36 protein-coding genes and 2 pseudogenes are annotated in these 24,225 nt (G+C 39.8%); 10 read left to right on the top strand and 28 right to left on the bottom strand.

Features of this window, described 5'->3' with window-relative positions; genetic code table 11:
• Nucleotides 1-257: integrase core domain-containing protein (locus tag A3G3_RS0102605; RefSeq protein WP_019518990.1), on the top strand; the 257-nt coding region annotated here is incomplete at its 5' end.
• On the opposite strand, the gene A3G3_RS0102600 is transcribed toward A3G3_RS0102605, so the two are convergent.
• From A3G3_RS0102600 to A3G3_RS13025, 10 genes and pseudogenes are all read right to left on the bottom strand, one after another.
• Nucleotides 254-934 carry a tape measure protein gene (locus A3G3_RS0102600; RefSeq protein ID WP_019518989.1) on the bottom strand — a complete coding sequence of 227 codons (681 nt, stop codon included), beginning with the start codon at nucleotides 932-934 and terminating at the stop codon, nucleotides 254-256. The two genes, A3G3_RS0102605 and A3G3_RS0102600, sit on opposite strands and share 4 nt — an antisense overlap.
• Nucleotides 935-992: 58 nt before the next feature.
• Complete coding sequence (locus A3G3_RS0102595) at nucleotides 993-1,358, bottom strand: hypothetical protein (RefSeq protein WP_019518988.1); 366 nt, start codon at nucleotides 1,356-1,358, stop codon at nucleotides 993-995.
• Nucleotides 1,355-1,648, bottom strand: a complete 294-nt coding sequence (locus tag A3G3_RS0102590; protein ID WP_019518987.1) for a hypothetical protein — start codon at nucleotides 1,646-1,648, stop codon at nucleotides 1,355-1,357. Before A3G3_RS0102590 ends, A3G3_RS0102595 begins: the two co-directional genes overlap by 4 nt.
• A 48-nt stretch (nucleotides 1,649-1,696) precedes the next feature.
• A complete protein-coding gene (locus tag A3G3_RS13040) occupies nucleotides 1,697-1,936 on the bottom strand; it encodes a hypothetical protein (RefSeq protein WP_019518986.1) in 240 nt (79 codons plus the stop codon).
• A 50-nt stretch (nucleotides 1,937-1,986) separates the two neighbouring features.
• Nucleotides 1,987-2,250 (bottom strand): hypothetical protein, encoded by a 264-nt coding sequence (locus A3G3_RS0102580; RefSeq protein WP_019518985.1) that lies wholly within the window; start codon nucleotides 2,248-2,250, stop codon nucleotides 1,987-1,989.
• A gap of 370 nt (nucleotides 2,251-2,620) precedes the next feature.
• A pseudogene (locus A3G3_RS14705) lies at nucleotides 2,621-3,528 on the bottom strand (phage tail tube protein).
• A gap of 26 nt (nucleotides 3,529-3,554) precedes the next feature.
• Nucleotides 3,555-3,941: a hypothetical protein gene (locus A3G3_RS13030; protein WP_019518984.1), complete on the bottom strand. Its 387-nt coding sequence runs from the start codon at nucleotides 3,939-3,941 to the stop codon at nucleotides 3,555-3,557.
• The gene (locus A3G3_RS0102565; protein WP_019518983.1) at nucleotides 3,938-4,282 is read right to left on the bottom strand and encodes a hypothetical protein; all 345 of its coding nucleotides are present in this window, start codon (nucleotides 4,280-4,282) and stop codon (nucleotides 3,938-3,940) included. Before A3G3_RS0102565 ends, A3G3_RS13030 begins: the two co-directional genes overlap by 4 nt.
• A gap of 1 nt (nucleotide 4,283) precedes the next feature.
• Entirely contained in the window at nucleotides 4,284-4,637 is a 354-nt protein-coding gene (locus A3G3_RS0102560) for a hypothetical protein (RefSeq protein WP_019518982.1), read from the bottom strand.
• 1 nt (nucleotide 4,638) lies between these two features.
• Nucleotides 4,639-4,926, bottom strand: a complete 288-nt coding sequence (locus tag A3G3_RS13025; protein ID WP_019518981.1) for a head-tail connector protein — start codon at nucleotides 4,924-4,926, stop codon at nucleotides 4,639-4,641.
• A 158-nt stretch (nucleotides 4,927-5,084) separates the two neighbouring features.
• Between A3G3_RS13025 and A3G3_RS0102550 the strand changes: the two genes are divergently transcribed.
• Both A3G3_RS0102550 and A3G3_RS0102545 read left to right on the top strand, forming a co-directional pair.
• A complete protein-coding gene (locus A3G3_RS0102550) occupies nucleotides 5,085-5,336 on the top strand; it encodes a type II toxin-antitoxin system Phd/YefM family antitoxin (RefSeq protein ID WP_019518980.1) in 252 nt (83 codons plus the stop codon).
• Nucleotides 5,329-5,583: a Txe/YoeB family addiction module toxin gene (locus A3G3_RS0102545; protein ID WP_019518979.1), complete on the top strand. Its 255-nt coding sequence runs from the start codon at nucleotides 5,329-5,331 to the stop codon at nucleotides 5,581-5,583. Before A3G3_RS0102550 ends, A3G3_RS0102545 begins: the two co-directional genes overlap by 8 nt.
• Before the next feature lie 23 nt (nucleotides 5,584-5,606).
• Here the strand turns inward: A3G3_RS0102545 and A3G3_RS0102540 are convergent, their stop codons facing one another.
• The 10 genes from A3G3_RS0102540 to A3G3_RS13010 form a co-directional block, all read right to left on the bottom strand.
• Nucleotides 5,607-5,810 carry a hypothetical protein gene (locus A3G3_RS0102540; protein WP_019518978.1) on the bottom strand — a complete coding sequence of 68 codons (204 nt, stop codon included), beginning with the start codon at nucleotides 5,808-5,810 and terminating at the stop codon, nucleotides 5,607-5,609.
• A 10-nt stretch (nucleotides 5,811-5,820) separates the two neighbouring features.
• Nucleotides 5,821-6,837, bottom strand: a complete 1,017-nt coding sequence (locus A3G3_RS0102535; protein ID WP_019518977.1) for a hypothetical protein — start codon at nucleotides 6,835-6,837, stop codon at nucleotides 5,821-5,823.
• A complete protein-coding gene (locus A3G3_RS13020; protein ID WP_019518976.1) occupies nucleotides 6,837-7,106 on the bottom strand; it encodes a hypothetical protein in 270 nt (89 codons plus the stop codon). Before A3G3_RS13020 ends, A3G3_RS0102535 begins: the two co-directional genes overlap by 1 nt.
• 146 nt (nucleotides 7,107-7,252) lie before the next feature.
• Nucleotides 7,253-7,459: a hypothetical protein gene (locus A3G3_RS0102525; RefSeq protein WP_019518975.1), complete on the bottom strand. Its 207-nt coding sequence runs from the start codon at nucleotides 7,457-7,459 to the stop codon at nucleotides 7,253-7,255.
• Nucleotides 7,460-7,591: 132 nt separating this feature from the next.
• Nucleotides 7,592-8,809 carry a phosphoribosyltransferase gene (locus tag A3G3_RS14700; protein WP_228702699.1) on the bottom strand — a complete coding sequence of 406 codons (1,218 nt, stop codon included), beginning with the start codon at nucleotides 8,807-8,809 and terminating at the stop codon, nucleotides 7,592-7,594.
• The gene (locus tag A3G3_RS0102515) at nucleotides 8,793-9,689 is read right to left on the bottom strand and encodes an HNH endonuclease (protein ID WP_019518973.1); all 897 of its coding nucleotides are present in this window, start codon (nucleotides 9,687-9,689) and stop codon (nucleotides 8,793-8,795) included. Before A3G3_RS0102515 ends, A3G3_RS14700 begins: the two co-directional genes overlap by 17 nt.
• A gap of 83 nt (nucleotides 9,690-9,772) precedes the next feature.
• The gene (locus A3G3_RS13915) at nucleotides 9,773-10,375 is read right to left on the bottom strand and encodes a Hint domain-containing protein (RefSeq protein ID WP_026212802.1); all 603 of its coding nucleotides are present in this window, start codon (nucleotides 10,373-10,375) and stop codon (nucleotides 9,773-9,775) included.
• A gap of 146 nt (nucleotides 10,376-10,521) precedes the next feature.
• Nucleotides 10,522-10,695: a hypothetical protein gene (locus A3G3_RS14450; RefSeq protein ID WP_156802078.1), complete on the bottom strand. Its 174-nt coding sequence runs from the start codon at nucleotides 10,693-10,695 to the stop codon at nucleotides 10,522-10,524.
• The gene (locus tag A3G3_RS13910; protein WP_051076911.1) at nucleotides 10,673-10,942 is read right to left on the bottom strand and encodes a hypothetical protein; all 270 of its coding nucleotides are present in this window, start codon (nucleotides 10,940-10,942) and stop codon (nucleotides 10,673-10,675) included. The genes A3G3_RS14450 and A3G3_RS13910 overlap by 23 nt, the downstream gene beginning before the upstream one ends.
• A complete protein-coding gene (locus A3G3_RS13010) occupies nucleotides 10,933-11,700 on the bottom strand; it encodes a DUF4055 domain-containing protein (protein WP_051076910.1) in 768 nt (255 codons plus the stop codon). The genes A3G3_RS13910 and A3G3_RS13010 overlap by 10 nt, the downstream gene beginning before the upstream one ends.
• Between A3G3_RS13010 and A3G3_RS14590 the strand changes: the two genes are divergently transcribed.
• The 4 genes from A3G3_RS14590 to A3G3_RS0102480 are packed head-to-tail and all read left to right on the top strand — an operon-like array spanning nucleotide 11,690 to nucleotide 12,683.
• Entirely contained in the window at nucleotides 11,690-11,872 is a 183-nt protein-coding gene (locus tag A3G3_RS14590; protein ID WP_169333192.1) for a hypothetical protein, read from the top strand. The genes A3G3_RS13010 and A3G3_RS14590 overlap by 11 nt on opposite strands.
• 57 nt (nucleotides 11,873-11,929) lie before the next feature.
• Nucleotides 11,930-12,214 (top strand): hypothetical protein, encoded by a 285-nt coding sequence (locus A3G3_RS0102490; protein ID WP_019518970.1) that lies wholly within the window; start codon nucleotides 11,930-11,932, stop codon nucleotides 12,212-12,214.
• Nucleotides 12,215-12,217: 3 nt separating this feature from the next.
• On the top strand, nucleotides 12,218-12,445 hold the full coding sequence (locus A3G3_RS0102485) for a DUF551 domain-containing protein (protein WP_019518969.1): 228 nt from the start codon (nucleotides 12,218-12,220) through the stop codon (nucleotides 12,443-12,445).
• A gap of 4 nt (nucleotides 12,446-12,449) precedes the next feature.
• Nucleotides 12,450-12,683 (top strand): hypothetical protein, encoded by a 234-nt coding sequence (locus A3G3_RS0102480; RefSeq protein ID WP_019518968.1) that lies wholly within the window; start codon nucleotides 12,450-12,452, stop codon nucleotides 12,681-12,683.
• Nucleotides 12,684-13,194: 511 nt separating this feature from the next.
• Here the strand turns inward: A3G3_RS0102480 and A3G3_RS0102465 are convergent.
• The 7 genes and pseudogenes from A3G3_RS0102465 to A3G3_RS0102435 all read right to left on the bottom strand — a co-directional run bounded on the left by A3G3_RS0102465 (nucleotide 13,195) and on the right by A3G3_RS0102435 (nucleotide 21,614).
• A complete protein-coding gene (locus A3G3_RS0102465; RefSeq protein WP_019518965.1) occupies nucleotides 13,195-17,961 on the bottom strand; it encodes a translocation/assembly module TamB domain-containing protein in 4,767 nt (1,588 codons plus the stop codon).
• Nucleotides 17,962-18,083: 122 nt separating this feature from the next.
• Nucleotides 18,084-18,233 (bottom strand): hypothetical protein, encoded by a 150-nt coding sequence (locus A3G3_RS14585; RefSeq protein WP_169333191.1) that lies wholly within the window; start codon nucleotides 18,231-18,233, stop codon nucleotides 18,084-18,086.
• Between the two features lie 35 nt (nucleotides 18,234-18,268).
• Entirely contained in the window at nucleotides 18,269-19,150 is an 882-nt protein-coding gene (rarD, locus tag A3G3_RS0102455) for an EamA family transporter RarD (RefSeq protein WP_019518963.1), read from the bottom strand.
• Nucleotides 19,143-19,298: a HepT-like ribonuclease domain-containing protein gene (locus tag A3G3_RS14445; protein ID WP_156802076.1), complete on the bottom strand. Its 156-nt coding sequence runs from the start codon at nucleotides 19,296-19,298 to the stop codon at nucleotides 19,143-19,145. Before A3G3_RS14445 ends, rarD begins: the two co-directional genes overlap by 8 nt.
• 51 nt (nucleotides 19,299-19,349) lie before the next feature.
• Nucleotides 19,350-19,838, bottom strand: coding sequence for a hypothetical protein (locus A3G3_RS13005; protein ID WP_019518961.1), 489 nt, complete (start codon nucleotides 19,836-19,838; stop codon nucleotides 19,350-19,352).
• Nucleotides 19,828-21,135: pseudogene (aroA, locus tag A3G3_RS0102440) on the bottom strand (3-phosphoshikimate 1-carboxyvinyltransferase); the annotation flags it as partial. The gene A3G3_RS13005 and the pseudogene aroA, both read right to left, overlap by 11 nt.
• 113 nt (nucleotides 21,136-21,248) lie before the next feature.
• Nucleotides 21,249-21,614, bottom strand: coding sequence for a helix-turn-helix domain-containing protein (locus A3G3_RS0102435; RefSeq protein WP_019518959.1), 366 nt, complete (start codon nucleotides 21,612-21,614; stop codon nucleotides 21,249-21,251).
• A gap of 128 nt (nucleotides 21,615-21,742) precedes the next feature.
• On the opposite strand from A3G3_RS0102435, the gene A3G3_RS0102430 reads away from it, so the two are divergent.
• From A3G3_RS0102430 to A3G3_RS0102420, 3 genes are read left to right on the top strand one after another with little or no spacing between them, the layout of a single operon-like run.
• Nucleotides 21,743-21,985, top strand: a complete 243-nt coding sequence (locus A3G3_RS0102430; protein ID WP_019518958.1) for a hypothetical protein — start codon at nucleotides 21,743-21,745, stop codon at nucleotides 21,983-21,985.
• Nucleotides 21,985-22,758 carry a hypothetical protein gene (locus tag A3G3_RS0102425; RefSeq protein ID WP_019518957.1) on the top strand — a complete coding sequence of 258 codons (774 nt, stop codon included), beginning with the start codon at nucleotides 21,985-21,987 and terminating at the stop codon, nucleotides 22,756-22,758. Before A3G3_RS0102430 ends, A3G3_RS0102425 begins: the two co-directional genes overlap by 1 nt.
• A 44-nt stretch (nucleotides 22,759-22,802) precedes the next feature.
• Complete coding sequence (locus A3G3_RS0102420; protein WP_019518956.1) at nucleotides 22,803-23,165, top strand: hypothetical protein; 363 nt, start codon at nucleotides 22,803-22,805, stop codon at nucleotides 23,163-23,165.
• Nucleotides 23,166-23,202: 37 nt separating this feature from the next.
• On the opposite strand, the gene A3G3_RS0102415 is transcribed toward A3G3_RS0102420, so the two are convergent.
• Nucleotides 23,203-24,123: a prephenate dehydrogenase/arogenate dehydrogenase family protein gene (locus A3G3_RS0102415; protein ID WP_019518955.1), complete on the bottom strand. Its 921-nt coding sequence runs from the start codon at nucleotides 24,121-24,123 to the stop codon at nucleotides 23,203-23,205.
• Nucleotides 24,124-24,225 lie beyond the last annotated feature (102 nt).

The following is a 24,225-nucleotide window of genomic DNA, read 5'->3' as shown; positions in this document are numbered from 1 at the left end:
GTAAAGGCATGAAGCATAGTATGAGCAGACGTGGTAATTGTTGGGATAATGCTCCAACCGAGCGGTTCTTTAGGAGCTTTAAAACAGAATGGATGCCCAAGAAAGGCTATGACGATTTATCTCAAGCAAGAGTCGATGTAGCGAGTTATATTTTAGGTTATTACTGTCAAGTTAGACCACATAGCTTTAATGATTATTTAACACCTGTTGAGAAAGAAAATCAGTTTTTTAACCAAAATCTCTTAAAAGCTGTCTAATTAAACTTGACCACTACAGTAAAAGCGGTTGTGGTTAAAGTAACCTTACTTGCCAATCCCACCAATGCCAACCCAGTCCCTGCTATGGCAACCTTGGCAATGGTCTCAAAATGATTAGAAATACCAATTAAACCCTTTGCCACCGCACCTGACAGCCCTGTGGTTTTATTGATAAAATTATCCACAAAGACATTGTAGTTATTTTTTACCACGCCAAAGGCTTGGCTCATGGTAACAGGCATTTTGTCAAACATGGCTTGTAGTTTATCCGTTGCCCCTGATAAACTATCGTACACCACTTGGGCGGTGATTTTGCCTTCACCTGCCATTTTACGCACTTGTCCACGCGTTTTACCCAGTTTTTCGGCAATTAAATCCAGCATAATGGGGGCATTTTCAGCCAGTGAGCGAAATTCATCACCTTGCAGAACCCCTGATTGCATGGCTTGCCCCAGTTGTAATAGGGCAGACGCTTGCTCGGTGGCAGATTTTCCGCCCACGCCCATGGCAAGGCTATTGCCTAGATTTTGGGCTTGCGTGGATAACTGCCCCATGCCACGCCCTGCAAGATTGCTACTGTCCGATGTTTGGCGTAAACTTTGGCGAAATTGGGCTAGTCGTTGCTGGGCGTTGGTGGTATCTACTACAATACTCAGGCGTGAAGTTTGTTCGGTCATTTTCTTTTTTCCAATAAAAAACCGCCCATTTTTTAATGAGCGGTTCAATTATCATTTTTTAAACTTTTAAATTATCTAAACTTGGTAATGCAAATGGTGGGTGAGTAGTTAAATCTACAATCACAATCCTATCATTAAAGCGTTGATAATGCAGTACATACTCACTGGTCATATCACCATGTTCGCCCACATATTCAGGTATACCAATATGGTAATGCCAAAGGCAATATTTTTGAGCATATTTGGCATTTTCTCGCTGTTTTTTGGTATGCGGATTGACAGGGATTGATGATTTATTACGCCCTGCTAGATTTTTTAAACCATTCACACTAACATAAGCAACAAAATCCATCACGGCTTGCCGTTTTTTATCATCAAACTTAGGTAAATGCTCTTGAAATTTATCAGACAAAATCACTTTCACGACTTTGCACCTGCAAGCCATCTATCAAAACTTGCCAAATCCGCTAACGCCCATTTTGGTACTTCTTGCCCTTTGGCTTGTCCGTTTTCTTCTGTTTCGCCAATGGCTTCTTTCATGCGTTCAATGTCAAAATGTTCATAAAACCAATCATAATAAGCCTGTTCATCATCTTGGGCGGTGTACTGTTTAATCACTTGCCCATTTTGCACAATTTGTAGGGTATTATCCGCTTTGGCAGTTAAAATTTGTTCTTGAATGATTTGCGGTAATTGGGACAATTCAATTAACATAACTTTTACCTAATTTTGACTTTTAACCATTGTAGCCTAAAATTGGCATTATGACAAATTATCCTGCAACCTGCCCCACCCATCAAGCCAAATATCATCAATGGCAAACACCGTCTCATCAACAAGCTCACGGCTGGCGAGCACAGGATATACCGCCAAAACTTCTGAAATATCCTGCACCGTTAAAGGTAAAGGTATTGTTGCCATACCGCCAATATACCTACGACTTCGGCTCGCCAAATAAAATATATGGATAATGGCAAGCCCAACATCATCACAATCAGGCAATGGCGGTATTGGTTCACCTAAATAAGCATAAACTTGTTTTTCAAAGTCTGTTAAATGCTTGTACTGGTTTTGCCATTGCCACCTTTGGACGGCTTTTTTTTGGTGATGTCATTTTGCTCGGCAACCTCTTTGGCAATCTGTCCACTACATTCCATACACCAATAAAAAAATGCCATTGGGTCATCAACATTGGCGGTCAATAACACAAAATTATCGCCATTAATCGGCAATTTTTCACCATGTTCATCTTTCACATTCCAATCAGCGACCAAATGCTCGCCCACCGCAAATAATAACGCTTCATCAGCCGTCAATTCATCATCATTGATATTGGCAATCGTATCTGCGTTTAATGGTACATCAGTCCCAGTTTTTTGCTGGATAATGCCATACGCCCTTTGAAATTTGGGATTGGCAAGCGATTTAAAGGTAATTTTTAACTCATCATTAAAGCTAAATTCTTGGGTGGTTTGTTTGTGTAAATTAGTTAAATCGTTTTTCTTTAAAATAAATGCTATGATTTGCTCCTAAGATTTAATGGCTAAAATGATGTCAGGTAGTTTCCAAACAAAGGCGATTGCCACAAAAAACATCAATACGCCCATGAGTGCTAAACTCTTTGTCTGTGAACAAAATAAAAAACCCAACTACTGCAAATAGTTGGGTTTTTTATGTTTTCGCCTTTTACACGATTGTGCGTGTTAAAGTCGGTGCAATCTCCACCACCGTATAATTTAACTGGGCTTTTAAAATTTCATTTGCCCCACCGCTCGGAATATCGCCACTGATTTGGACTTTTGGGATATTTAGGGTATATTTTGAGCCGTCCGTAAAGGCAATCACCGCAGTAATGGCAATGGTTGCCCCTGTTAATTGTTTATTGACGATACTTTGGGCTTTTTGGCTATACGCCAGCGTTAAACTGCCTGTCATATTCGCCATCATCTCTAAATTTTTTGCCCCATACAGCCCTGAGCCGATACAGTTTTGGCGTTCCATACCATTGTCAAGCTCAAAATTAAACTCGGTAACGCACGCAATGCCTTTTAAATTTTCGCCGTCAATGGTAACACTTTCAACGCTAATGGTGCTTGCTTTTGGCTCGGTTTTTGATACAGTTGGCGATGTGGCAAAAGCGGTGGTTGCCGTTTCATAGCCTGCCCCCATAAAGCCAAAGCCATACCGATAAAACCACTTTCAGGAATGGATAAGCTAAATTTATTGACCGCCATGCCTTTAAAATAATGGTATTGTCCAATATCGCCGTATTTTTTCTCAATGGCGAACAATTTTTGAACATTACCGTCAAAGGTTAAAACATTGGTTTTCCACGCATTAAACGCCACCGCTTCTAGTAAATCATCATAAACCGATTTGATAAATTCTACTTCCACATCGCCTTCTGCGTTGGCGGAGGTTGGCATACCTGCGGTTTTGATACGGCTATCGTTTATCGTTTCGCTGTCGGTCAATTCTACCGTATGGTTGAGACTATCCGATTTTCTTGGCAAGGTTTTCCAACCTGTTAATGGTTTAATTGCCACATCGGTTTGCGGTGCGTACGATAGTACGACTTTGTTACCACGAGACATAAGCTCTCCTTTAAATAAAAAAATGGTTAATTATACCAATAAGGTACACTCACATTGTATTGACAAAACCCATTATCCACGCCCACAAATATAATGCTAGGCGTTAATAATTCTAAATTCTCTTGTGAAAAATAGGCAAAATGGCTCCAATTCATCACACGCTTGTTTAATCTTTGCCGTGCCTGTATTTTCACGGCCAAATATTGGATAATCAGCGTGCCAATTTCACGAGTACATGGCGTATCGTTGATACACGCTACCGTATTGACGCCACCTGTGATATTGACACGATACCAAACGCCAGTTACAGGCGGTGTAAAATTGTGATTGACCCTAGCCACTTTGCTTTTGTCAAAGTTTGGCAAGGTCAATAAATGCGACATGATGATTTTTTCAATGGTTAAACTATTCATGAAAAACTCCTAATCGCATGATTAAACGCATTTTGATACACCCCTGTTGGGGCTTGATTTGAATGCCCCTGTTCAAGCCTTAACCCATAGGGCAAATTATTTTGTATATATACCGTTGGGAAAGTGCCTTGCGGTGGTAGCTGTATGCCAACATTACCAACATCAACGGCGTAACTTGGAGCGTTAAAACTGATATGATGATTGTTTTTATAACGCCCTGTTGATACAGGGCTTAATGCCACCAAATTATTGTAAATGGTAATAATCAAGCCACGATATTTACGCTCAAAATCTTCTTCTACCACATTGGCAAATAAATCAGGCGGTGTTATCCATTGCATATTAAACCTTTCTTAATTGCACCGTAAAGCTAACATTGGCAGGGTCTTTTTGCACCGCCACCACCTGATAACCATTGACAATATCATCTATGGCTGGCGTATCGTTTATTTCTTTTTGCAAACAAATTAGCTTAATATCAGTTATCAAAATACTTTGTCCGTCAATCTCACTTTGATGAAAATTGCCAAACACGCCACGCCCTTGATAGGTGGTTTCGCTGTGGTTATTGCCATTTTCTAGCCAATCATCATCAGTTTTAATCCTGCGAATGGCGGTAAAAGCTGTAACAACATCTGCAAGGTCAGTATCAAAAGCATTGGCAATATCATGACTGATTTCTTGATTTAGCCCCATTTTAGCCCCTAATCACTGGCAAATTTGCCAATCCTAAAAATTTGGCAATAAATGGCTCAATGAGTAGCAACGCAATCATTTCATGTTGTCCCATGGCTTTGTCTTTTTCATGGCTGGAAAAAGTTTTACTGCTTGACACATCGCCTGCTTTGACCGATTTGCTCGTAACCACGCTTTCGGTGCGACCTTGCAAGATTTCGCCTTTGATAAAGCCTTGTGCCAATTCAATGCCTGCTTGTTTTATCGCCTCTGGCACATCATCGAAGGTGCGTTTTATTCTCGCCGTCAAATAAGCATTTACGATGAGTAAATCCGCTGTTGTTCGCTGTCATTTTGGTCGGTAAAAACGCTTTTTATATCTGTTAAATAAAGCATAAAAATCACCTTGCATTATCCTAATTAAAATCGTACAATATTAAGTACTTAAATTATAAAAAGGAGCTTGTTATGCAAGTCTTAGGATTTAGTGAATTTCGCCAAAACTTGGCAAGTGCGTTAGATTATGTAGAACAAAATCACGCCCCTGTACTTATCAAACGGGGTAAATCATGTGCTGTTGTCATTAGCCTTGACACCTACAACGCATTAAACGAAACCGATTATTTATTGGCAAGTCACGCCAATGCCAAACGATTACGCCAAGGCATTGCCCAATATCAACAACAAAAAACCATACAAAGGGATTTAATTGATGATTAGTTGGACAGATAATGCTTGGGATGATTATTTATACTGGCAAAATCAAGATAAAAAAACCCTAAAACGCATTAATGCCCTAATCAAAGACTGCTTGCGTTCCCCTTTTGACGGCATTGGCAAGCCTGAACCGTTAAAACATGATTTGGCAGGCTATTGGTCTAGGCGAATTGATGATACCAACCGCCTAGTGTACGCTTATGATAACGACACGCTGATTATCATTTCATGTCGTTATCATTATGATTAGCCACTACGATTAAGCTATTATGATTAAGCCCCATTCCCTGTCTCAGAAGTTTTGCCTGTCAAGGCTTCTGTCTTTTGCGGGTCTGTGATGCCATAATCCGCCCCTGATTTGGCTTCATCGGTGGCTTTCATTGCACCTACTGCACTTTTACTGTCATCAAAATAATCTTTTTCAGACGGATAAGTGTAGTTAAAAGCAGGTTTAACTTTATCTTTGGGTAATCCCATGATTTACTCCTTATAGATTGGTGATTAAAAAGCGAATGGCGGTTTCATCAGCGGTGTTGTCCATACGCCAATTTGCCCCATTTTGTAAATCCGTCCAACTGGCGGATAATGCTTCATTTTTTGTCCCACCTGTCAAGGTGCTATCTTCGGCGATAAAGCTAAACCCTTGTGGGTGGATTAAGGCATTACGGCGTGTCCAAAGCGTGGTATGACCTGCACCGTTGCCTGTATTTGCCGTGCGTTCTAGCTCTAAGTCATCATAAGCGGTTACCATGTCAGTGGCAAACGCACCAGCACCTAACAGATACGACACATACTTGGTATTTTTGCCTGTGCCAATCATCGTGCCTTTGCTAGATTGAATGACTGTGCGACCGTTGTAAACTTCAATCGGTTTTAAATCATCGGCGGTGGTTACACGCTCCACAAGTCGCTGTTTACGCATTTTGGTGGCAATCATGGGGTGAACAATCATCACCCCACGCCCTTGATGAATGTCATTCATTGACCCTTCGGCATCAATAAAGGCATTGACATCAAAACCTGAGGTCTCATCAGCGGTGGATTTACTGATATCGTGGGTCAATTTTTTACCGTTGGTATGGTCATAATTCATCAAACCAAACAAAGTGGCAATGGCTCGGTTTTCCATTTGGGTAAGCCAAAAGTTATCTAGCATTTTGGCGATTTCTTGTAGTGGGCTTTTATTTGTTAAATAAGTTTCTAAGCGACTTTCAATAAAGCCTTCGTTTAAAAAGGCAATCCGCCCTTTGGATTTGCTTGCACTAATGGTGCGTGGCATGGCAATGTCCGTCATTATGGTGTTGCCATAGTTGGCTTCAAGGTTGCCGTCAACGGGGTGGATAAATGGCACTTCAAAGGTTTTTGAGCCACTATTTAATAAGGGGCGTAATCGTGGGTCTGACACGAACGCCCCTGATTCATAAAACTTGGATTTTTGTAGGTTGTCTTTCACTTGATAAGACAACACCACATTTTTGTTAAAAACTTCGCTAAGTTTTGGCATTATTGCTCCATAAATAATTGATTAAATAAAGTTGGATTGGAAGTTGCCAAAGCGACCCGCTCGGCTTCTGTGTAGTCATTGGCAGATTTGCTGTTTTGACCTGTTGCCCCTGTGCCACTAGCACGAGTACCAACAATCAAACTATCAAACTTACCGCTTGTACTAAATTCTTTGTATAAATCATCAAGGCTATTAATCGTCATAGCACCGCTATCATCTGTGACCTTGATTTGTCCGTTATCGGCGGTTAAACGCTTTTCAAGCAACATTTGTAAAATCGCTTGGTTGTGTTCATTGTCCGATAAACGGCTGGCTAGTTTTAACGCTTCAGACTTTACTAAGTCGGTATCACGTTGTTTTTCTATATCGCTAATTTTTTGCTCTAGATCAGCAATCTTTTGTAAATACTGTTTTTCTAGCGTTTCAAAATCGCCTTTTTTACGAGCGATTTCTTCGGCTTGCTTGTCTTTTTCGGCTTGTTCGGCTTTGCGTTTTTCGGTTTCGGCTTTTTTTCGCCAAGTAGCGTTTCGTTGTGCTTTCGCAAACGGTCTATTTCGGCTTTTAGTGTTTCAAGCTCGTTGTTGTCAGTGTTGGTGTTTTCGTTGTTTTGTTCGGTCGTCATTACTATGCTCTCCGTTTTGCCTACTAGGCATGAAAAAAGCCCCAACATGGGGGCGTAAAAAAACCCCTTGCAAAGGGGCTTGGGATTAAAGATTAAAGCGTGAACTACATTGCAATCATTTGCTTGTAGGCGTTAATTTTGCTTTGACGCAAGGATTCTATCTCGGACTTCGTTAATGCTTTTACCTGAATTGATGATGAATTTGGCTTCCCACTCGGTAAGTTTTGAGAAGTCATAGCCGAATGTTTGTTGCCAGAATGGTTCAAGTGTTGCATATTTTTCTCTCAAAGTGGTTAAAGTATCGCTGTCAAGTCGTAGTTGTGCTGAATATTGCTTACCAGTCAAGGCATACGCCCCAATAACGGTTGCCTCGCTTTGTTCAATATGACCCTTAAATGAAGCAAGCGTACCGCCTTGTGTTTGGGTATCATCAACCATTGTAACATAATTACCCTTTGGTATGCTACCGTCAAAAAATGGTGGATTTGCCAATCTGTGCCAACCATCGCCCCCTGTGCGAGAAACTTTGACCGCTTGCACAACATTTAAATCTACTTGTCCACCAATCTTCTTTGCCAAAACCGTTGCTACAGCCACAGGTATCATATTTCGTCCTGTACTTTCTTCGGCGTGAACAGGGGCAAAAACAACTACTTTGTTGCCAATTAGGTCTTTTAATTTTTTAATTGCCTCATCACTGACCAAATCTTGTGCTAGTGCATAAGCACTAATCACATCGCCAGCTTTGGCTTGTTCATAAAGCAAATGACTGGTCGCATCGCCAAGTTTTCTATCAATAATGGTATTGGGTAAATCCCCCCAATCGGTGCGTGTCATAGACAATACTCTATCTTTTGTATTGTCTAATTTTAACACAGCACCAAACACCTTTTCAAACCCGAAAGGCTCAATTTGTCTCATCTCATCAAGCGTTAAAGGGGTAAAGTTTTTATCTAGCTGTAATTGCTTAAACTTTTCTGCACTCATGCCACTTTCACGGAATAATCGCCCACGAGTTTTACCTAAAATACCGTCTTGATAATCGCTATCTTGTTTTTTAAGCCACTCATAATAACTGACATTCTCCGTTACGCCAAACTCACTCGCCCTATGTTTTGGGCTTTGGTAACCGTCAAATACAATCTCAAAACCAGACCGACAATTAAAATGATAGGGCGGATATTTTGCCTTATCTATCGGCATAAACTGGTGGTCAAGATGACGGCAAATGGGGGAGTTATGCAATACAACTCCCCCACATTGAAATGATTTATCTATTGGGATTTCAATATCATAAACCGCCACAGATTCATCAAGTTCAATAAATTCTACATTAACCACTTCTACCAAAATTTAATACCCCTTGTATCGGATTTTCTTTTCTGTACTTCCAATCCGCCTTAGTGTGGCAACTATCACAAAGCGTTTCTAAGTTGCTTAGTTTATTAGCAATTACAGTATTGCCGTATTGATGAAATGGGATAATATGATTAACAGAAAAGTCACGACCGTAACGTGCCAACTGCTCTTTTTGAGTAATGCCACAATGACAACATGTATAGTTATCTCTTTTCATTACTTGCTTCCTAAGGCGTTGCCAATTACTTCCCCTATAATCAACTTTGGTATGACTTGCACCACCTTGCCAGTTGGGGTGTTTGCTACCCATAAATGCCTGACTGATTTTTTCTTTTCTAGCTTCATTAGTACGATAAAATTCATTTAAGCATTCATTACTACATGTTTTTGTACTTGAACACCCTGAAAGTCTAACACCGCCACCTTTCTTTTTATGGATTTTGATTGTGGTAAACCATACGCCACAATTAACGCAATGTGTCGGTTTTGGTCTTTTGCTCATCAGTCGGCACTCTATGCAACAAAATTTGGCATTCTTTTGGTGTTTACCAAGCAACAAGTTATTGCCACAATTTTGACATTGTCCAACTACTTGTTGTTGTAATTTTGTGCGATATTCATCATAGCATTTACGATTACAAAATTTGTTATCCGCTTTCTCGCCATTGCGTTTGGTAGACTTCCTACCTAAGACTTCTGTACCACAATTAGTACAAGATGTTCTATGTTTTGTCCTTACTTCGGTAAAGTTTGTTTTATATTCAGGTGTTTTTTGAAAGACTCTGTAACAGTCTATTCCGCAAAATTTCTTAGGGCTGTAAGAAACAAATTGATTGTTACAAGTATGACAGGTATAATATTGTTTAGCCATTTTTGATACTCACTCTATCAGTTTTGGTTAGAAGCCAGTAGGGTGTTCCACCACCTTATTGGTTTTATTTATTATAGCATTTTTTACAATGTTCTTGGTAAAAAATCACCTATTTTCAAATCCTTAGCTTCAATCCATTCGTTACCATTCCACCATCGGTGGTCTTGCGTACAAACGATTGTTTCACCGTTACTTAGCGTTACTTTACAAAGTCTGTTTTTGTAACTTCTAAGCGTTGCTGTAACTTCTCGTACCTTGCCACTGCCACCAAAAACCAATTCGCCCTTTTGAATTTGCTCAATGGGTCGTCTGCCTGTTGGTGTATCAATAAGTGTACCTGCCACCAAACAAGTTCTTCTATCCAATCTGGCATTTACCTTTATGCCTTTGATAATATCACGGTTTTGGTTAATAAACGCTTGTTTAGCTTCACTTGCCATAATCGCTGTGCCTGTGCGAGCGATTGTTTGGGCGTTTCGGCTTGTGGTGGACAAAATACCGTCTTTAAAATGATTTGCCTTTGACCCCCTTATCATTTGGATTAATTTATCATTGGTTAAACCGTCCATGTGAGCAAAACCAATGGCACGGATAAGCCGTTCACTCTCATTCTTACTAAATGATTTGGTCAGTTCATCTAATGTTACGCCCACATTGGCGGTCAAATTTAACGGCTTGGCAAACACTTTATCGGCATAGACGGTTAAAGATTTTGGCGAGTTTAGCTTTTTTTAAAGCGTGTGTAGGCGTCATCGCTTTGCTTTTGGTAGTGATAATAAAACAAACCACGCCAATTTGTTTTTAAGCCGTCCATATAAGTGGCAAATAAAGATTACAATTCTTTATCAGCATTTGTCAAAATCTGTTTAATCTCACGCTGATTAAGGCTTTTAACTTCACGGTTAAATACCGCCTTTTGCAAATAATCATCAACCGCTTTTAAAGTTTTGCCAAAATCATTGATAAGTGATTGTTTAAAGCGTTCAAGATTGATTAAGTTTTTCATTTAAATCATATCCCTGCAATTCGCTTTCAATCGTTGCACGAATTTCATCAACATCTTCTACGCTAGCAATTTCATCTTTAATTAACTTGTCTCGCATTTCTGCAAAACTAATCGCCCCTGATTGCCATTCGCTAATTAACTGCCTGCGTTCATCGGCGGTCATTTTATTGGTCATAAAGCGAGTATTTAAGGTAAATACACAATTTTGCTCCACGCCTGTAAATCTTGCACAAAAATTTAATGCCAAACTGTACGCATCGGATAGATTGTTTGCCAATGTGGATAAAATACTGCTTCGCTAGCATTGTCCGATTGGGCTTGTGTGGCGGTTTTATTGATATTATTTGGTTCAACAAGTTTTGCACCAAGTGCAATCATTTGTTCTTTTTTATCCGTCATGGCTTCACGCAAACCGCTATTGGCAGTCGCCTGCAATAAAAACGCATTTGAGCCACTACCCAATAAATTGGCACTTCTTGACCCTAAACGAATGGGGTTACCGTCTTTTATGACATCGTGATACCAACTTTCGGTCAAACCTGTAATAAATAAAGTCGGTTGTCCTGCGATAAAATTACTTTCTTCATAGTCGGCACTATTGCGATAATGGGCTAAATTTAACACCGCCAAATCATAAAGTGGGGCATCGTCAAGCGTTTCATCATTATCGTCCGCCCCAAAAAAGGTAAAGGGCAAAGTGTCAAATGCCTTGCCTGTGCTATCGGTAATCACCGCCTTTGCCATTGACCGCCAAATACCGTCTTTTTGGTAAATTTCGCTAGTCGCAACACCGTTTTGTAAGCGTAACACGGTTAATTGCTCGCCATATTCAGCTTTAAAACCGTCATCTTTTTTGATATAGCTTTCACGGATAACCACAAGGGTTAATTTGGCTTGATTGTTAATATTTTCTACACGCCAGTTAATAATGTTTTCAGGCTCGTATAGCTTAATCGTTGGTCGTAAGCCCAATTGTTGCATTTGGGCTTTGGTGGTGTTGCCCATATTGGTACGTAGCGAAGTGATTTTTAACAATCTACTAGAAAAAATCCCCCAAACCACCTTAGAAAATGCAGAAGAAATGCGACAAGAGCTGTACGACAATAGAGAGAAATTGAGCGAAGAGCGTTTTATCATAATTGATAACAAACTTGACGAACACTTTAATGCACTGTAATCCACCCTTGCAAGGCAAACAAAATGCCTTGCAAAATTTTAAATAAGGAGTTTAATTATGCCAATCATTGCAGTAGATATAGACATCGCTGAATATTTGGATGATTTAACACCAAATGATATCTTAAATCACTTATCAAAACTTGATACAGAAAAACTTAATTATATCGCCCAAAAAATAGGCTTTCGTAATGAAATTTTGAACGCATTAAGTAGAGAATTAGCCTTATTTGGTGTTGAGCAATTTTTACACGCTTTTGTCTATGAAATATATAAATTTGGCGAGGAATATAGCAACACAATAAGACATCAAGTTAATCAATATTTGCAAAATCGGAGTTAAAAAATGCCAATTAAAGAAATCCAAAATAACGGTTGGGTTCGCATTGATAAAAGATTGCCAAAAGAATTTGAAAAAGTTTTGTTATTTTGCGAGCCTTATAACCGAGGATATTTTCAAGAAATTGGGTATTACAACCCATTGTTAGCCAGTAAATACGATAAAAAAGAAAGTTTTTCAATTCAAGCGTTTGTAACCCATTGGCAACGCCTACCACAACCAGCAAAGGCGTAAAAAGATGAAACAATACACAATCCGCCCCTTAGTTTGGGATAAAACAAAACCAGTTTGGACAGCCGAAGGCATTACCCATAACTACACTGTACAAATGGATGAAAACCGCATCAAACTATTTGCCACACGTCCGAACGAATGCCAAAAAGTCTTTGACTTCAAGCATTATCAGGACGTAATGGACGATGCCGAACGTCATAACCGACTACACGCCACCAAACTTTTAAGGGAAGTTTAACATGAATGACGATTTAAAGCTAAAAATGTTACAAAAAGCAATCACGCCCAGTGTTGAACATTACCACTTTATTTTTAATAAATTTTACCAAAAATGGTTAAATTATCTAAAATTAAAATGGCATTTAAAATATAAAATCTTGATGATGAATTAAGAGAGGTAAAAATGATGAAATGGTTTAGTATCGTGGATTTTGCAAAAGAACTTGAAATTAGCCGAAATACCTTTAAAAAATACTACTTAGAAAACATTCCGCCACAGCGAAAAAAAGGCAATCGCTTGTATTGAACACATGAAACTGTTGAACCGACAGTTCAACAAGTGCAAAATGGTGAGCTTGTTGAAAACACACAATAAACACACAGTACAAACCATTGGTAGTTTTTGTTATATTTATCAATGGTTTATGCTATCATTTCATTATCCGCCGTCTCCACCAATTTTTATCAATAAAACCAATAACTTAGCTTTGTTGGTTTTATTTTTCCACATTATTTCCATATTTTTAATATTAATACCGCCAGCTATAGATTAAGTCTACGGCATTATTCACTGCTGATTTGCCTTCAATATATAAGCGTCTCGTCAATTGATAACGCATACTCAACTCAGGCTGTGCGGTAAATACACCCACCCCATAGCGTATTAACAAATCGGGGGTGATATAACCTGTGATACTCACAAGCGTATCGCTCCCTGTGCCACTCGCATCTAGGGTCAAACTTTGCAAGCCAAACGCTCGCCCAATTTCATTGGTTAAGCCACGTGTCGTACTTAAACCAAAACTCAAGCCTGCGGCCGCCAAGGTGTTATTTACCCGTGCTCTAAAGTCTTGTTCACTGGTATTTTGTCCACTATTATTGTTTAGGCTACCCGTTACCAACGCATTCATCGCTTGTTGTTCGGTCAGTCCGCCATTGTTAAATACCACAATGTTTGGCTTGCTCACATTATTGGTAACTTTCACGCCAACTTGCGTGCCTTGAATTTCTTTGGTGGCTTGCATATTTAGCATAGGATTGCTCACCGCACCGTTAAAGCGAATTTGGGCAAAATTCAAGTCCAAGTTTTGTCCAAATACTTCCACTTTTGAACGTTTGGCAACTTGCACCACACCACGAGCTTGCAAACTGCCTTGCCCACGTTGGGTTAAATGCAACGCCCCTGCCAACGGTAATTTTGCCCCAAATCCTTGAAATTCCACATCTTTGCCCAAGTCCACACCAATATCAGCATCAATCGCCCACGGTGTAGTTACTCGCAGTACTTCGTCAATTTGCCCTGCCAAACGTCTGTCAATCACATTCACATCGGCAGATTTTGTCACCACATCTTCGCTGGCTTCTGGCGGACGAATGGTCGCTTCTGGAATATCCACCACACCCACGACTTTAACATATCGGCGGTTCGGACGCACAATCACATCAAACATTGGGTTCACTTTAGCAGTTACTAATGGCGGTTGGCTGATTTGTAAATTTTCGCCTTGCAATTTTAATTGGGCTTGCAATTCACCGACCCAGTCCACCGTACCTGTGATGTTGCCTTTACCGTCACCTGCAGTGATAAAATCACCATCTAGCATGGCTTGATTGCCGTTCACCGAGCCTAACACGTTAATTTTGTCCATTCGCATTGGCAAGCCTGTTACTGCCAATGACGCATCTTGGATTTCAATATCACCAACAAACTTTGGCTGTGTTAACGTGCCGTTGACTTTCCCCGCCACCAAGCCTGTACCTGTTAACCGCTCAAATGCAGGGAAAAATGGTTTTAACACCGCCAAATTCACCTGTTGAAACACCAGCGTGCCGTCAATCGGTTTTTGGGCTTGATAAGGGTTAATCACCGCATCAAAATAGCCATCCCCTGCATTATTAGCGGTTTTTAAATCCGCCCGCAGTTTTAAGCCGTCTGCAGTAGAACGGGCAATCACGCTGATACGCTGATACGCCAAGGTGGTCGCCACTTCGTCCGCCGACTGTGGTGCGGTGCCAAGTGTACCATTGTCCGAATAAAAACTGGCGTTCACGTTGGGTTGGCGATTTTTTTGCCAATTTATCAATGCCGAGCCGTTTAATCTGCCTGACCAAGCGATATCATTCGGCAAAATCACTGCAAAAATTTGGCTGTCAATGTCTTTTACGCTTAAGTTAAATTTACCTTGCTGTTTAGAAGCACTTAAATTATCATTGAAACACAACCGCCCTTTTTGCCCTGCCATTTGCCAACAATGCGATGCCAATTCTACTTGGGGATTTTGCCAGTTTAATCGCATTTGCGTGGGCTGTACTTGTTGCAATTTGGCGTATTTTGTGCCAATTTGCCCATTACCAAGCACGCCTTGCCAAGTGTGTTTTTGCAAGTCCATACCGCCTTTTAACGTGGCTTGCACATTGCCACGCACGCTTTCGGTTTTCACATCAAGACGATGCTGAGCTTGCGTACCGTCAAATTGTAATTGCAACGCTCGCAACGGCTGATTGGCGATATTTAAGCCTGTGGCAGTTAATTTTAATTGGCTTGGCGAATGGGCAAGATTAACCAAATTACCTTTCATACTCGCATCAAGCACCCGAAAATTTGGCACGCTGACATTGCGTCCGAACAAATCCACCATCACATTTGGCAAAGCTTGCTGTTGCGGTTGATGAAGTACGATGCCACCCCGCACCATGCCTTGCAGTTGTGGAACGAGCTGATTTAACGTGCTAATATCCACACTGGTAACAAGCTGTTGTTCGTTGCCTGTGGCGGTAATTTTATTATTACCCCATTGTACTAACAAATTATCAGCTTTTAAACTTCCTACCACTTGACGTACCGAATTAACCGATTGATTTTGCACGCTTTTGTTAAAAATTTGTTGCAGTTTTTCTAAATTCTTTGGTAAGTTTAATTTGGCTAATAGGGTACCTGTTGCGGTTAAATTCTGATTTTTTAAACTTCCTTTAATATTCATGTTACGAATATTAACCAATTGGGCGGTATCTCGCCAAAAACCATCACTATCTAGCGAGCCTGTTAATTGACTTGGCAAATTTGGGGCAAAATAACTGGCATCAAAATTTTGCAATTTGGCGTTAACTTGCCAACCAATACCTTGAGTCAAATCCAATTTGCCTGTCGCATCAATGCCACCTGTATCGCCTTGGTGAATAAATTTATTCACCGATAACTGTTTGGCATTACCTGCAATATCTAGCTGAAATTTACCTTTTGGCACATTTGGCATATCCAAACCGCCGTCAAATTTGGCAGTGAAATGCTGTAATTGCGTGCCTTTTGCATCACTTTTAACATCCACCACCGTATTGCCTGTGCCTGTTAGATTTAGGCGTTTTTTGCTAATAATAGATTTTTGTTGGCTGTTTGTCAAACTGTTAGAAGCGAGCATATCGCCAAGCATATTGACATCGCTAATCTTAATGTTATGGCGAGTGGTGTTATTTGCCAACTTTTGTAAGCTACCATTCGCCATTACCGTCCCTGTCAAGCCTGAAAATGGCACGCTGTCAATCACGCGATTGGCGTTAAAATCTTGGGCTTTGGCATCAATTTGCCACGTCATCGGCTGTCTATTAGTCGCAAGATTTAACGCCCCTTTGCCTGTTAATTGTCCTGCAACGCCTTGATAATCAAGGTGGTTAAAGGTGATTTTTTCACCAACTTTATCAAGATTAACTTGATAATTGCCTGTTGGGGCGATATTTAGTTTAGCAATGTTAGCATTGGCGGTTACTTGCAGTTTGTCCGTTTTTTGCGTGTTACTCGTACCTTGATACACCACTTTGGCACCGCCACTTGGGCTATCAATTTCGCCGATATCAGGCACATTATGACGCACCAGATTTTGCCAATTTGCCGTAATATGATACGGTGTGTTGTCGCCATTGGCTTGACGCACCACCGCATTGACCACTTCGCCATCTTGTTGGCGTAAGTTGGCACGCACGCTCATCGGCTCGCTATCGGTCGCCACGTCATATACCACCGCCAATTTACCGTTCAAGCTCGTTGGAGCATACGGTGCGATAGTAGTCGGCAAAAGTTTGCGAATAGCAAAGCCATTGGCGGTATTCATCAGCGAAATATTCAGCCGATTTTCCCAATCAATCACCCCACGACTAACGAGCTGACCTTCGGGCAAAGTTGCGATTAACTCATTGATATTTAACCGATTACCGTCTGTATTGGCACGCCCTTGATAATGTCCATTCGGCATATCTTTGGCGGTCAGCTCGGTGTTTAGCACGATATCAATATCATCGGTGACGCCTTTGGCAATCAGTTCGCCATTTTTTAGGTGAATACCCTGCTCACTGGCATAGGGCAACAACGCATCTTTCCACGTCAATTTGGCATCAAATGGGGCTTTATCCACCAAGGGTTGAGCAATAATCGTGCCTAAAATCGCCGAATGATTGTAACGGCTTTGCACTTTGGCGGTCAACGATTTTAAACTACCTGACAATTGTCCATCAATTTTGTCAAAATGGGCTTTGGTTAACGCATGAATCGTTACCGTGGCATTGGCGTCCATCGGATAATCATTTTGTAAATCTATCTTACCTGATAATTTATCGATGGTTAATAATTCATTGTAACCTAATTTGGCAGATTTGACGTTTATCAAGCTGTCAAACCAAGTAAAATCTTGGATATCCGCTTGTTTAAAATCGATGTTTAAAAAGTCGGTGCGGTGTTCTTGGGTGTGCTGTTGATAACGCACCAAATCCACCTTGACATCGTCCAAGGTCAAATTGACAGGCAAGGTGATGCGTTCGTATTGAAAAGGTTTATTTTCGGTGCTTGGGGCTTTGTGGTTGGTGATAATCACCTTGCCAACATTGGCTTCTCGCAGATGCACTTCTTTGGTTAACAAGGCACGCCAGCCCACTTTGACAAAGGCTTTATCCACATTGACTTCAATTTGATTGGCATCGGCTTTTTGGCTTTGCTTTTTTGGTGAAATGTGAATGTCATACAACCACAAGCCGTCACGCAGATTGCCATCACCGACTTTTAGGCCAATCCCCGTCTGTTGCACTACCACATTGAGTAAAAATTGCGTTCCCCACGGCGTACCGAGCGCATAATAAATCGTGAGCAACAACGTCAATAGCCCCGCTACTACAAAAATTGCTAACTTGCTCACGAACGATAACGGATACCAATACCGAAGCCAAAGAGCATCACGCTCGGCAGGGTCCTGATTGGGTTGTAGGTCGTCCACGATTTCGGTATCGTCAGGTTTTGGGGCGTTGCGGTCGGTCATATTTGTCAAAATTAGCAAAGAAAATAAATCGCTATTTTAACAAATTTTAGCAACTTTTTGCGATTTTTTATGGTTTTTAAGAAAATTTTGGGTATAAGCTGTTAGAACCTGTATTCACAACCTTACGCAATTAAAATTTGCTGTAAAATTAATGGATAAAAGTTTGCTTTTGCATGAAAATTGGCTAAATCTTGCTTTTCTGCGTCAAAAACTTGCTTGATAGAATCACTATCAACCTGCGTTTTTTCCTTGAAAAGCGGGCGATTTATCACATTTTTCATTGCAAAAACGTTATGAATACAGGTTCTTAATTTTTCCGACTTTTTAGCAAATCATAACTAAAAAATGCCAAACCTGTCCAAATAAAGGCAAAAGTAATCAGTTTGCTCATGCTAAACGGCTCGTGATACAAAAATATTGCCATAAAAAAGATGATGCTCGGCGTTAAATAATTCATAAAACTAAGCAAACTAAACGCCACCATTTTTGTCGCTTTATTATACATAAGTAGCGGAATAAGTGTAATTGGACCGGCAAGCATCAACAAAAAAATATCGCTTGACACCCAAAACGATGACTGACTGCTCGCCACGTCGTGCATGGCAAACCAAGCCAAAAATATCGGCACAAGCATGCCCGTCTCGATAAACATGGCGTTTAACGCCTTAATCGGATTGTAACGGTGCATAAGCCCATACACCGAAAAAGTAAGTGCCACACCGAACGACACCCATGGCAATTTGCCAAGCATCACCAACTGTATCAGCACGCCAATGGTCGCAAAGCCAACAGCCAACCACTGCAACGGGCGTAAGCGTTCTTTTAACACGATAAGCGACAACAAAACACCAACCAGTGGTCCAATGTAGTAACCCAGACTGGCTTCTAAAATGCGGTCGTGATTGACCGCCCACACGTACACGAGCCAGTTTAGGCTGATAATTCCCCCTGATATGGTGGTAAAAAATAGCCATTTTGGCTGCTGACGGATGACAGACAGCCACGCCCATTGGCGAGTAAGGATTAACACCACCAAAATTACAACAAATGTCCAAATAATGCGATGACCGATAATTTCGGTGGCATCGTATTCTTTTAACAGCTTAAAATATAAAGGAAAAAATCCCCAAATCACAAAAGCGGATAAAGCGGTAGCAATGCCTTTTGGGGCGGTGGTGATGTTACTCATTGGACTGCCCTATTAAAATTTTGATTTGTTCTTGCAAGGCAGGAATAGATTTGGTCGCTGTTTCAAAAACCATCACAAAATACTCATGAGCAATCATATGTCGCATACCACGCATATATTTCCAAAGAATTTGTTGATTGGTTTGCATTTTATTTTATACTTTTATTTTTGAATAGATTAAAATTAAGGCAATGATTTATCAATTTAACACAAAAGCCGTCATTAAATAACGATTGGGATTTTTATTTTTACTGTCATTCGGATTTTGAAAAATTAATTTCACCCCACTTTTTAAAATCAAATCAATGGAATGACTTGTGGTGCATTTTTGAAAATCAATGTTTAATTTTACAAATTTTCTAATGACAAAATCCAAAGTTAATTTTTTGGGGTTTTTAAAAATCCACGGCTTAACAATAAAATCATCGCCTGCATTTAATTTTTTGCCCAAATAATCGGATTGAAAATGGTCGGAAAATATCTGTTCCAATTTTTTATCATAAAAATGAAACTCAAATTTACCATATTGCCAAATTTCAGACCCTAATAATGATTTGCCGTCATAATTATCAGGGTCAGGAAAATTATTTAAAATCCATTCTTGACTTTGCCCAAGCTCAATACAGTCAAACTTACCTTTGACCAAAAATTCAAACATATCAAGGATAATTTTGTGATTAAACTTCATTAACCACTTCCAACCCAAGCCCCGCCTTTTGCACAAGCTCGGCAAAATTAGGAAAACTGGTTGCCACCGTCTCCACGCCATTTATTACGATTTTATCAGACGCTCTAAGGCTTGCCACTGCAAAGCTCATCGCAATGCGATGGTCGTGGTGTGAGAGAATCTCCCCACCGCCAAACACAAACTCATCATCGCCACGCCCAACAATCTCAATACCGTCATCAAGCACCGTGCAATCAATGCCAAGCGTTTTTAGACCGTCCGCCATTACCTGTATGCGGTCGGATTCTTTAACTCTTAGCTCTTCTGCGCCACGCAAAATCGTCTTGCCAGTCGCACAAGCGGCCGCCACAAAAATCACAGGAAATTCATCAATGGCAAGGGGGACTAGGTGTAGCGGTATATCAATGCCATGCAATTTGCTTGATTTGACACAAATGTCAGCCACAGGTTCGCCACCGACAAGCGTTTGATTTTGCAAAGAAATATCCGCCCCCATTAGGCGTAAAATATCAATCACGCCTGTACGAGTGGGGTTAATGCCAACTTTTGGCAACACCACATCTCCACGAGACGCAATCAATCCTGCTACCATAAAAAACGCCGCCGCAGAGATGTCCGCTGGCACTTCAATGTCGCAAGCGGTTAATTGTCCGCCCCCTGTTAGGCGGATTTGGTTGCCACGCTCCAATTTTGTAACCTTGACATCATAGCCAAAGGCGGTCAGCATTCGCTCGGTGTGGTCTCGGGTCGTTTCAGGCTCAAAAACCACGGTTTCGCCTTTTGCCCAAAGACCTGCCAATAGCAGGCAGGATTTGACTTGGGCGGACGCCATTGGCATTTCATAACAAATGGCGTGCAAATTTTGACCGCCTGTAATATGAATGGGCGGTGTGCCAGGCTCGCCTGTTGTAGCGATTACCGCCCCCATTTGGCGTAAAGGCTTTGCCACTCGCTCCATTGGGCGTTTTGATAAACTTTCATCGCCAATCATCGTGCTATCAAAGTTTTGAGCGGACAAAATCCCTGCCAAAAGTCGCATACTCGTACCAGAATTGCCCATATCAAGGGGTTTTTTTGGGGCAGTCAGCCCATTGATACCTACGCCATAAATGGTAACTTTATCACCGTCTCGCTCAATCTTAACGCCCATATCGGCAAAGGCTTGTAAGGTGGATAACGCATCTTCACCTTGCAAAAAGTTGCTAACTTTTGTTACGCCATTTGCCAAAGAGCCAAACATAATGGTGCGGTGCGAAATGGATTTGTCAGGGGCAACTTTGTGCGTGCCTGTAAAGGTAGTACTGGGGGTGATGTGGTATTTCATAGGGTTTTCCTAATTTGGTTAAATGGTTTATAAAATTGTTTGGCAAGGTGCTTGCTTTTAAATAAAAAGTACGCACTGTTAAAATATTAAACTTTATCCAAAAGTTTTCTTAATAATTCAATTTCTTTATCTTTTTGAGCAAGTAATTCATCTTTATAAGAAAGGGATAATTGTAATTTCTCAATTTGGGTAATTAAATATTGGTCGCCATTATAATAATTATTGCTATGATTTTCACTAATTTGACAAACAAATTTTTTATTATCCAATAATTCAGTAACTTCAACACCAAATAAAGTCGCTATGTCATTTAACCGCTCTAAGTTTGGCATACTTTCGCCCCTTTCTATTTTGGCATAGCCATTTCTAGTAATGCCTAATTTTTCCGCCATTTGCTCTTGTGTCCAGTCGTTTTGCTCTCTTAACTCACGAATGGTTTCAACATTTATCATAAAAATACCCATATTTTTTAACAAAAGACCACTCGCAGTTGTCAAATGACAAGTGTAGGTTGGTTTAAAAATAAAATAAATTATTGTAACATATAATGGTTGAAATTCAAAATTTTTTGGAGATTTTTATGCAGAATGATGACGATAAATTGGCTGGCGTAATGGTTATGACAACCGTCTTATCATCTATTGGCGTATGGGTGGGTAGCGGTTATGTTTTGTGGGACTTGATTGGCGTTACAGGATTTGACAAGGGGATAATGTGGTTTATCGCTTGGGGTCTTGTGGGTGGCATTGCTCAAGCAATCATTGCACCCATTATTTCTATGGCATTGATTGCATTCTTATCTATTTTTATGGGGAATAAATAATGATTTGGGTAATTATTGTTATTGCGATTGTTGGATTTTTCTGTTGGATAAATGCTACCGCAAGTGCAAGAGATGCACAAAAAGCCCTAGATATTATTGGCGATAGTCATAATTTAATAAAAACTCATTTTCCTTATTCTAATTATCGTAGTGCTTGGAAAGATATTATTTGCGTAGAAAGTGCATATTTGACTTTAATTGTTTTTATTCACGGCACCACGATAGACGGAAAAGGAAGTCAGCAAAAACAAGAAATGGTTAGAATTATCATTGATAGATGGTGCGGATTTATTTTAAGAGTATCCACACTACCAAACACACCCAACAATATAAATATTGTTAAACAAAAAATTAAAAATAGACAAAAAGTCTATTTGCCTTTAATTGATAAATATTTTCAAAATATGATTTCAAATAACAGATTAAGAAATAATCCAGATATTATCACTTATGAAAACTATGAATTGTATGAAAATTTTATGAAATTCGCACTAGAAAATTATCAAGATATTATGTCCAATCCGCATTCTTGCTTAACATTTCATTTAAACAAGATAGATAATAATCATTTTTTTGCCATACACGACAGTATATTTAATGAACAATGTTCTGCTGGTCAAAATAGACACGATTATTATCACGATTTAAGACGAGAAGGCAAAGGGAGTGATAAAGATTTAAAAATAGATGAAAGAACAAAATTTATTCGTCATCATATAACCTTATTGTTATCTTTTTGCAATGAATTTAAACAACAAAGACACATAAGTTAATAGCACTCTAAGTCTTTCAAAACATATTAAATCAAGGTAAATGTATGGAAATCTTATTTTGGATAATTGCCATTATTGCAATTTATTTTATTTATGCTTATTTCTCTGGTTATCAAAGACAGCTGAATTACCAAAGAGCAATCGCTGATTTAATGCAAGAATTAGCGACAAATCCACATCAATTTTTTGCCCCAAAGTTTAATTATTCACACAATCTTTTTATTGGTAGAAATGAGCTGAATGAATTTATAATGTTTAAAGTAATTGAATTATCATTGGAAAGAAATATCCGCTCGCCAATCAATGCTAATATTATTCCGTCAGACATTATGACTTTGCCCAATGCAAAACAAGATTTTGAAAAATTATGTGAATTTGCTTATTCTGTTGTGAATGATAGAGATTAAATGAATGGTGCGTAATACACACACCTTACGCACCATTTTATAAATTCTTTAACTTCTCTTTCTCCACCAACAACCGCCCAAAATGTTCCCGAGCGTTTTTGGCAATTGCAAAAGTTTCTAATAATTTTTCAGAGTTATCATTTTCAATATCAGTTTTTAATTGATTTAAAATCGCTTGATAATTTTCCAGCCCCTGTAATACCGCCTCTTTATTTGCCAAAAAAATGTCGTGCCACATAATCGGACTGCTTGCCGAAATACGGCTAAAATCCCGAAATCCGCCTGCCGCATAGCGAAAAATGTTCAAATTTTCATCGTCTTTGGCAAGCTGATAAGTCAAAGCATAGGAGAGCAAATGGGGCAAATGACTGGTCAATGCCAAAATCTCATCGTGTTTATCACAGCTCATAAAATCCACACTCGCCCCAAGCGATTGCCAAAGCGTGGCGATTTTATCAACGGCATTTTGATGATTAAAATCGTGCGGACAAATGATGAGTTTGTGCGATTTAAACAACGCCCCATTTCTTGCCATAAAACCCGACTTTTCCGCCCCTGCAATGGGGTGGGCAAGCACCAAATTGGGCGGTAATTCGCCAAAAATATCAAAAGCGTCTTTTAAAACATTGCCTTTGGTGCTGGCGGTGTCGCTGATGATAATGTCACTCGGTAATAATTTTTGGCTAATGGCGGTTTTGATTTTATCCAAAATAGTTTTAACCGCAAAAGCAGGCACAGCGATAATAATACAGTCGCAGTCTTTTAATACGCCTGTCTTTGCCAATTTTGATAAATCATCATCGCCATTGGTAATTAATTTGTTGGCTATGGCATTATCAATCACCGATTTATCAAAATCTATGGCGTATAGATTATCGGCAAGGCGATTGTCAATAATCCCTTGCAAAATACTGCCACCAATTAAGCCAAGTCCAATGATTAGGGTGTTGTTAAACATTCTCTTATACTTAATTTTAAATATTTTTAATTAAATTTAGATATTTTTGCAAATACCAAAACATAAATACCAAAGTCCACAGGTGTAGCGTTTTAGTTATTA

This window comes from Moraxella boevrei DSM 14165 (assembly GCF_000379845.1).
GTDB classification, from domain to species: Bacteria; Pseudomonadota; Gammaproteobacteria; order Pseudomonadales; family Moraxellaceae; genus Faucicola; species Faucicola boevrei.
This window is presented reverse-complemented; position numbering and strand designations above follow the sequence as displayed.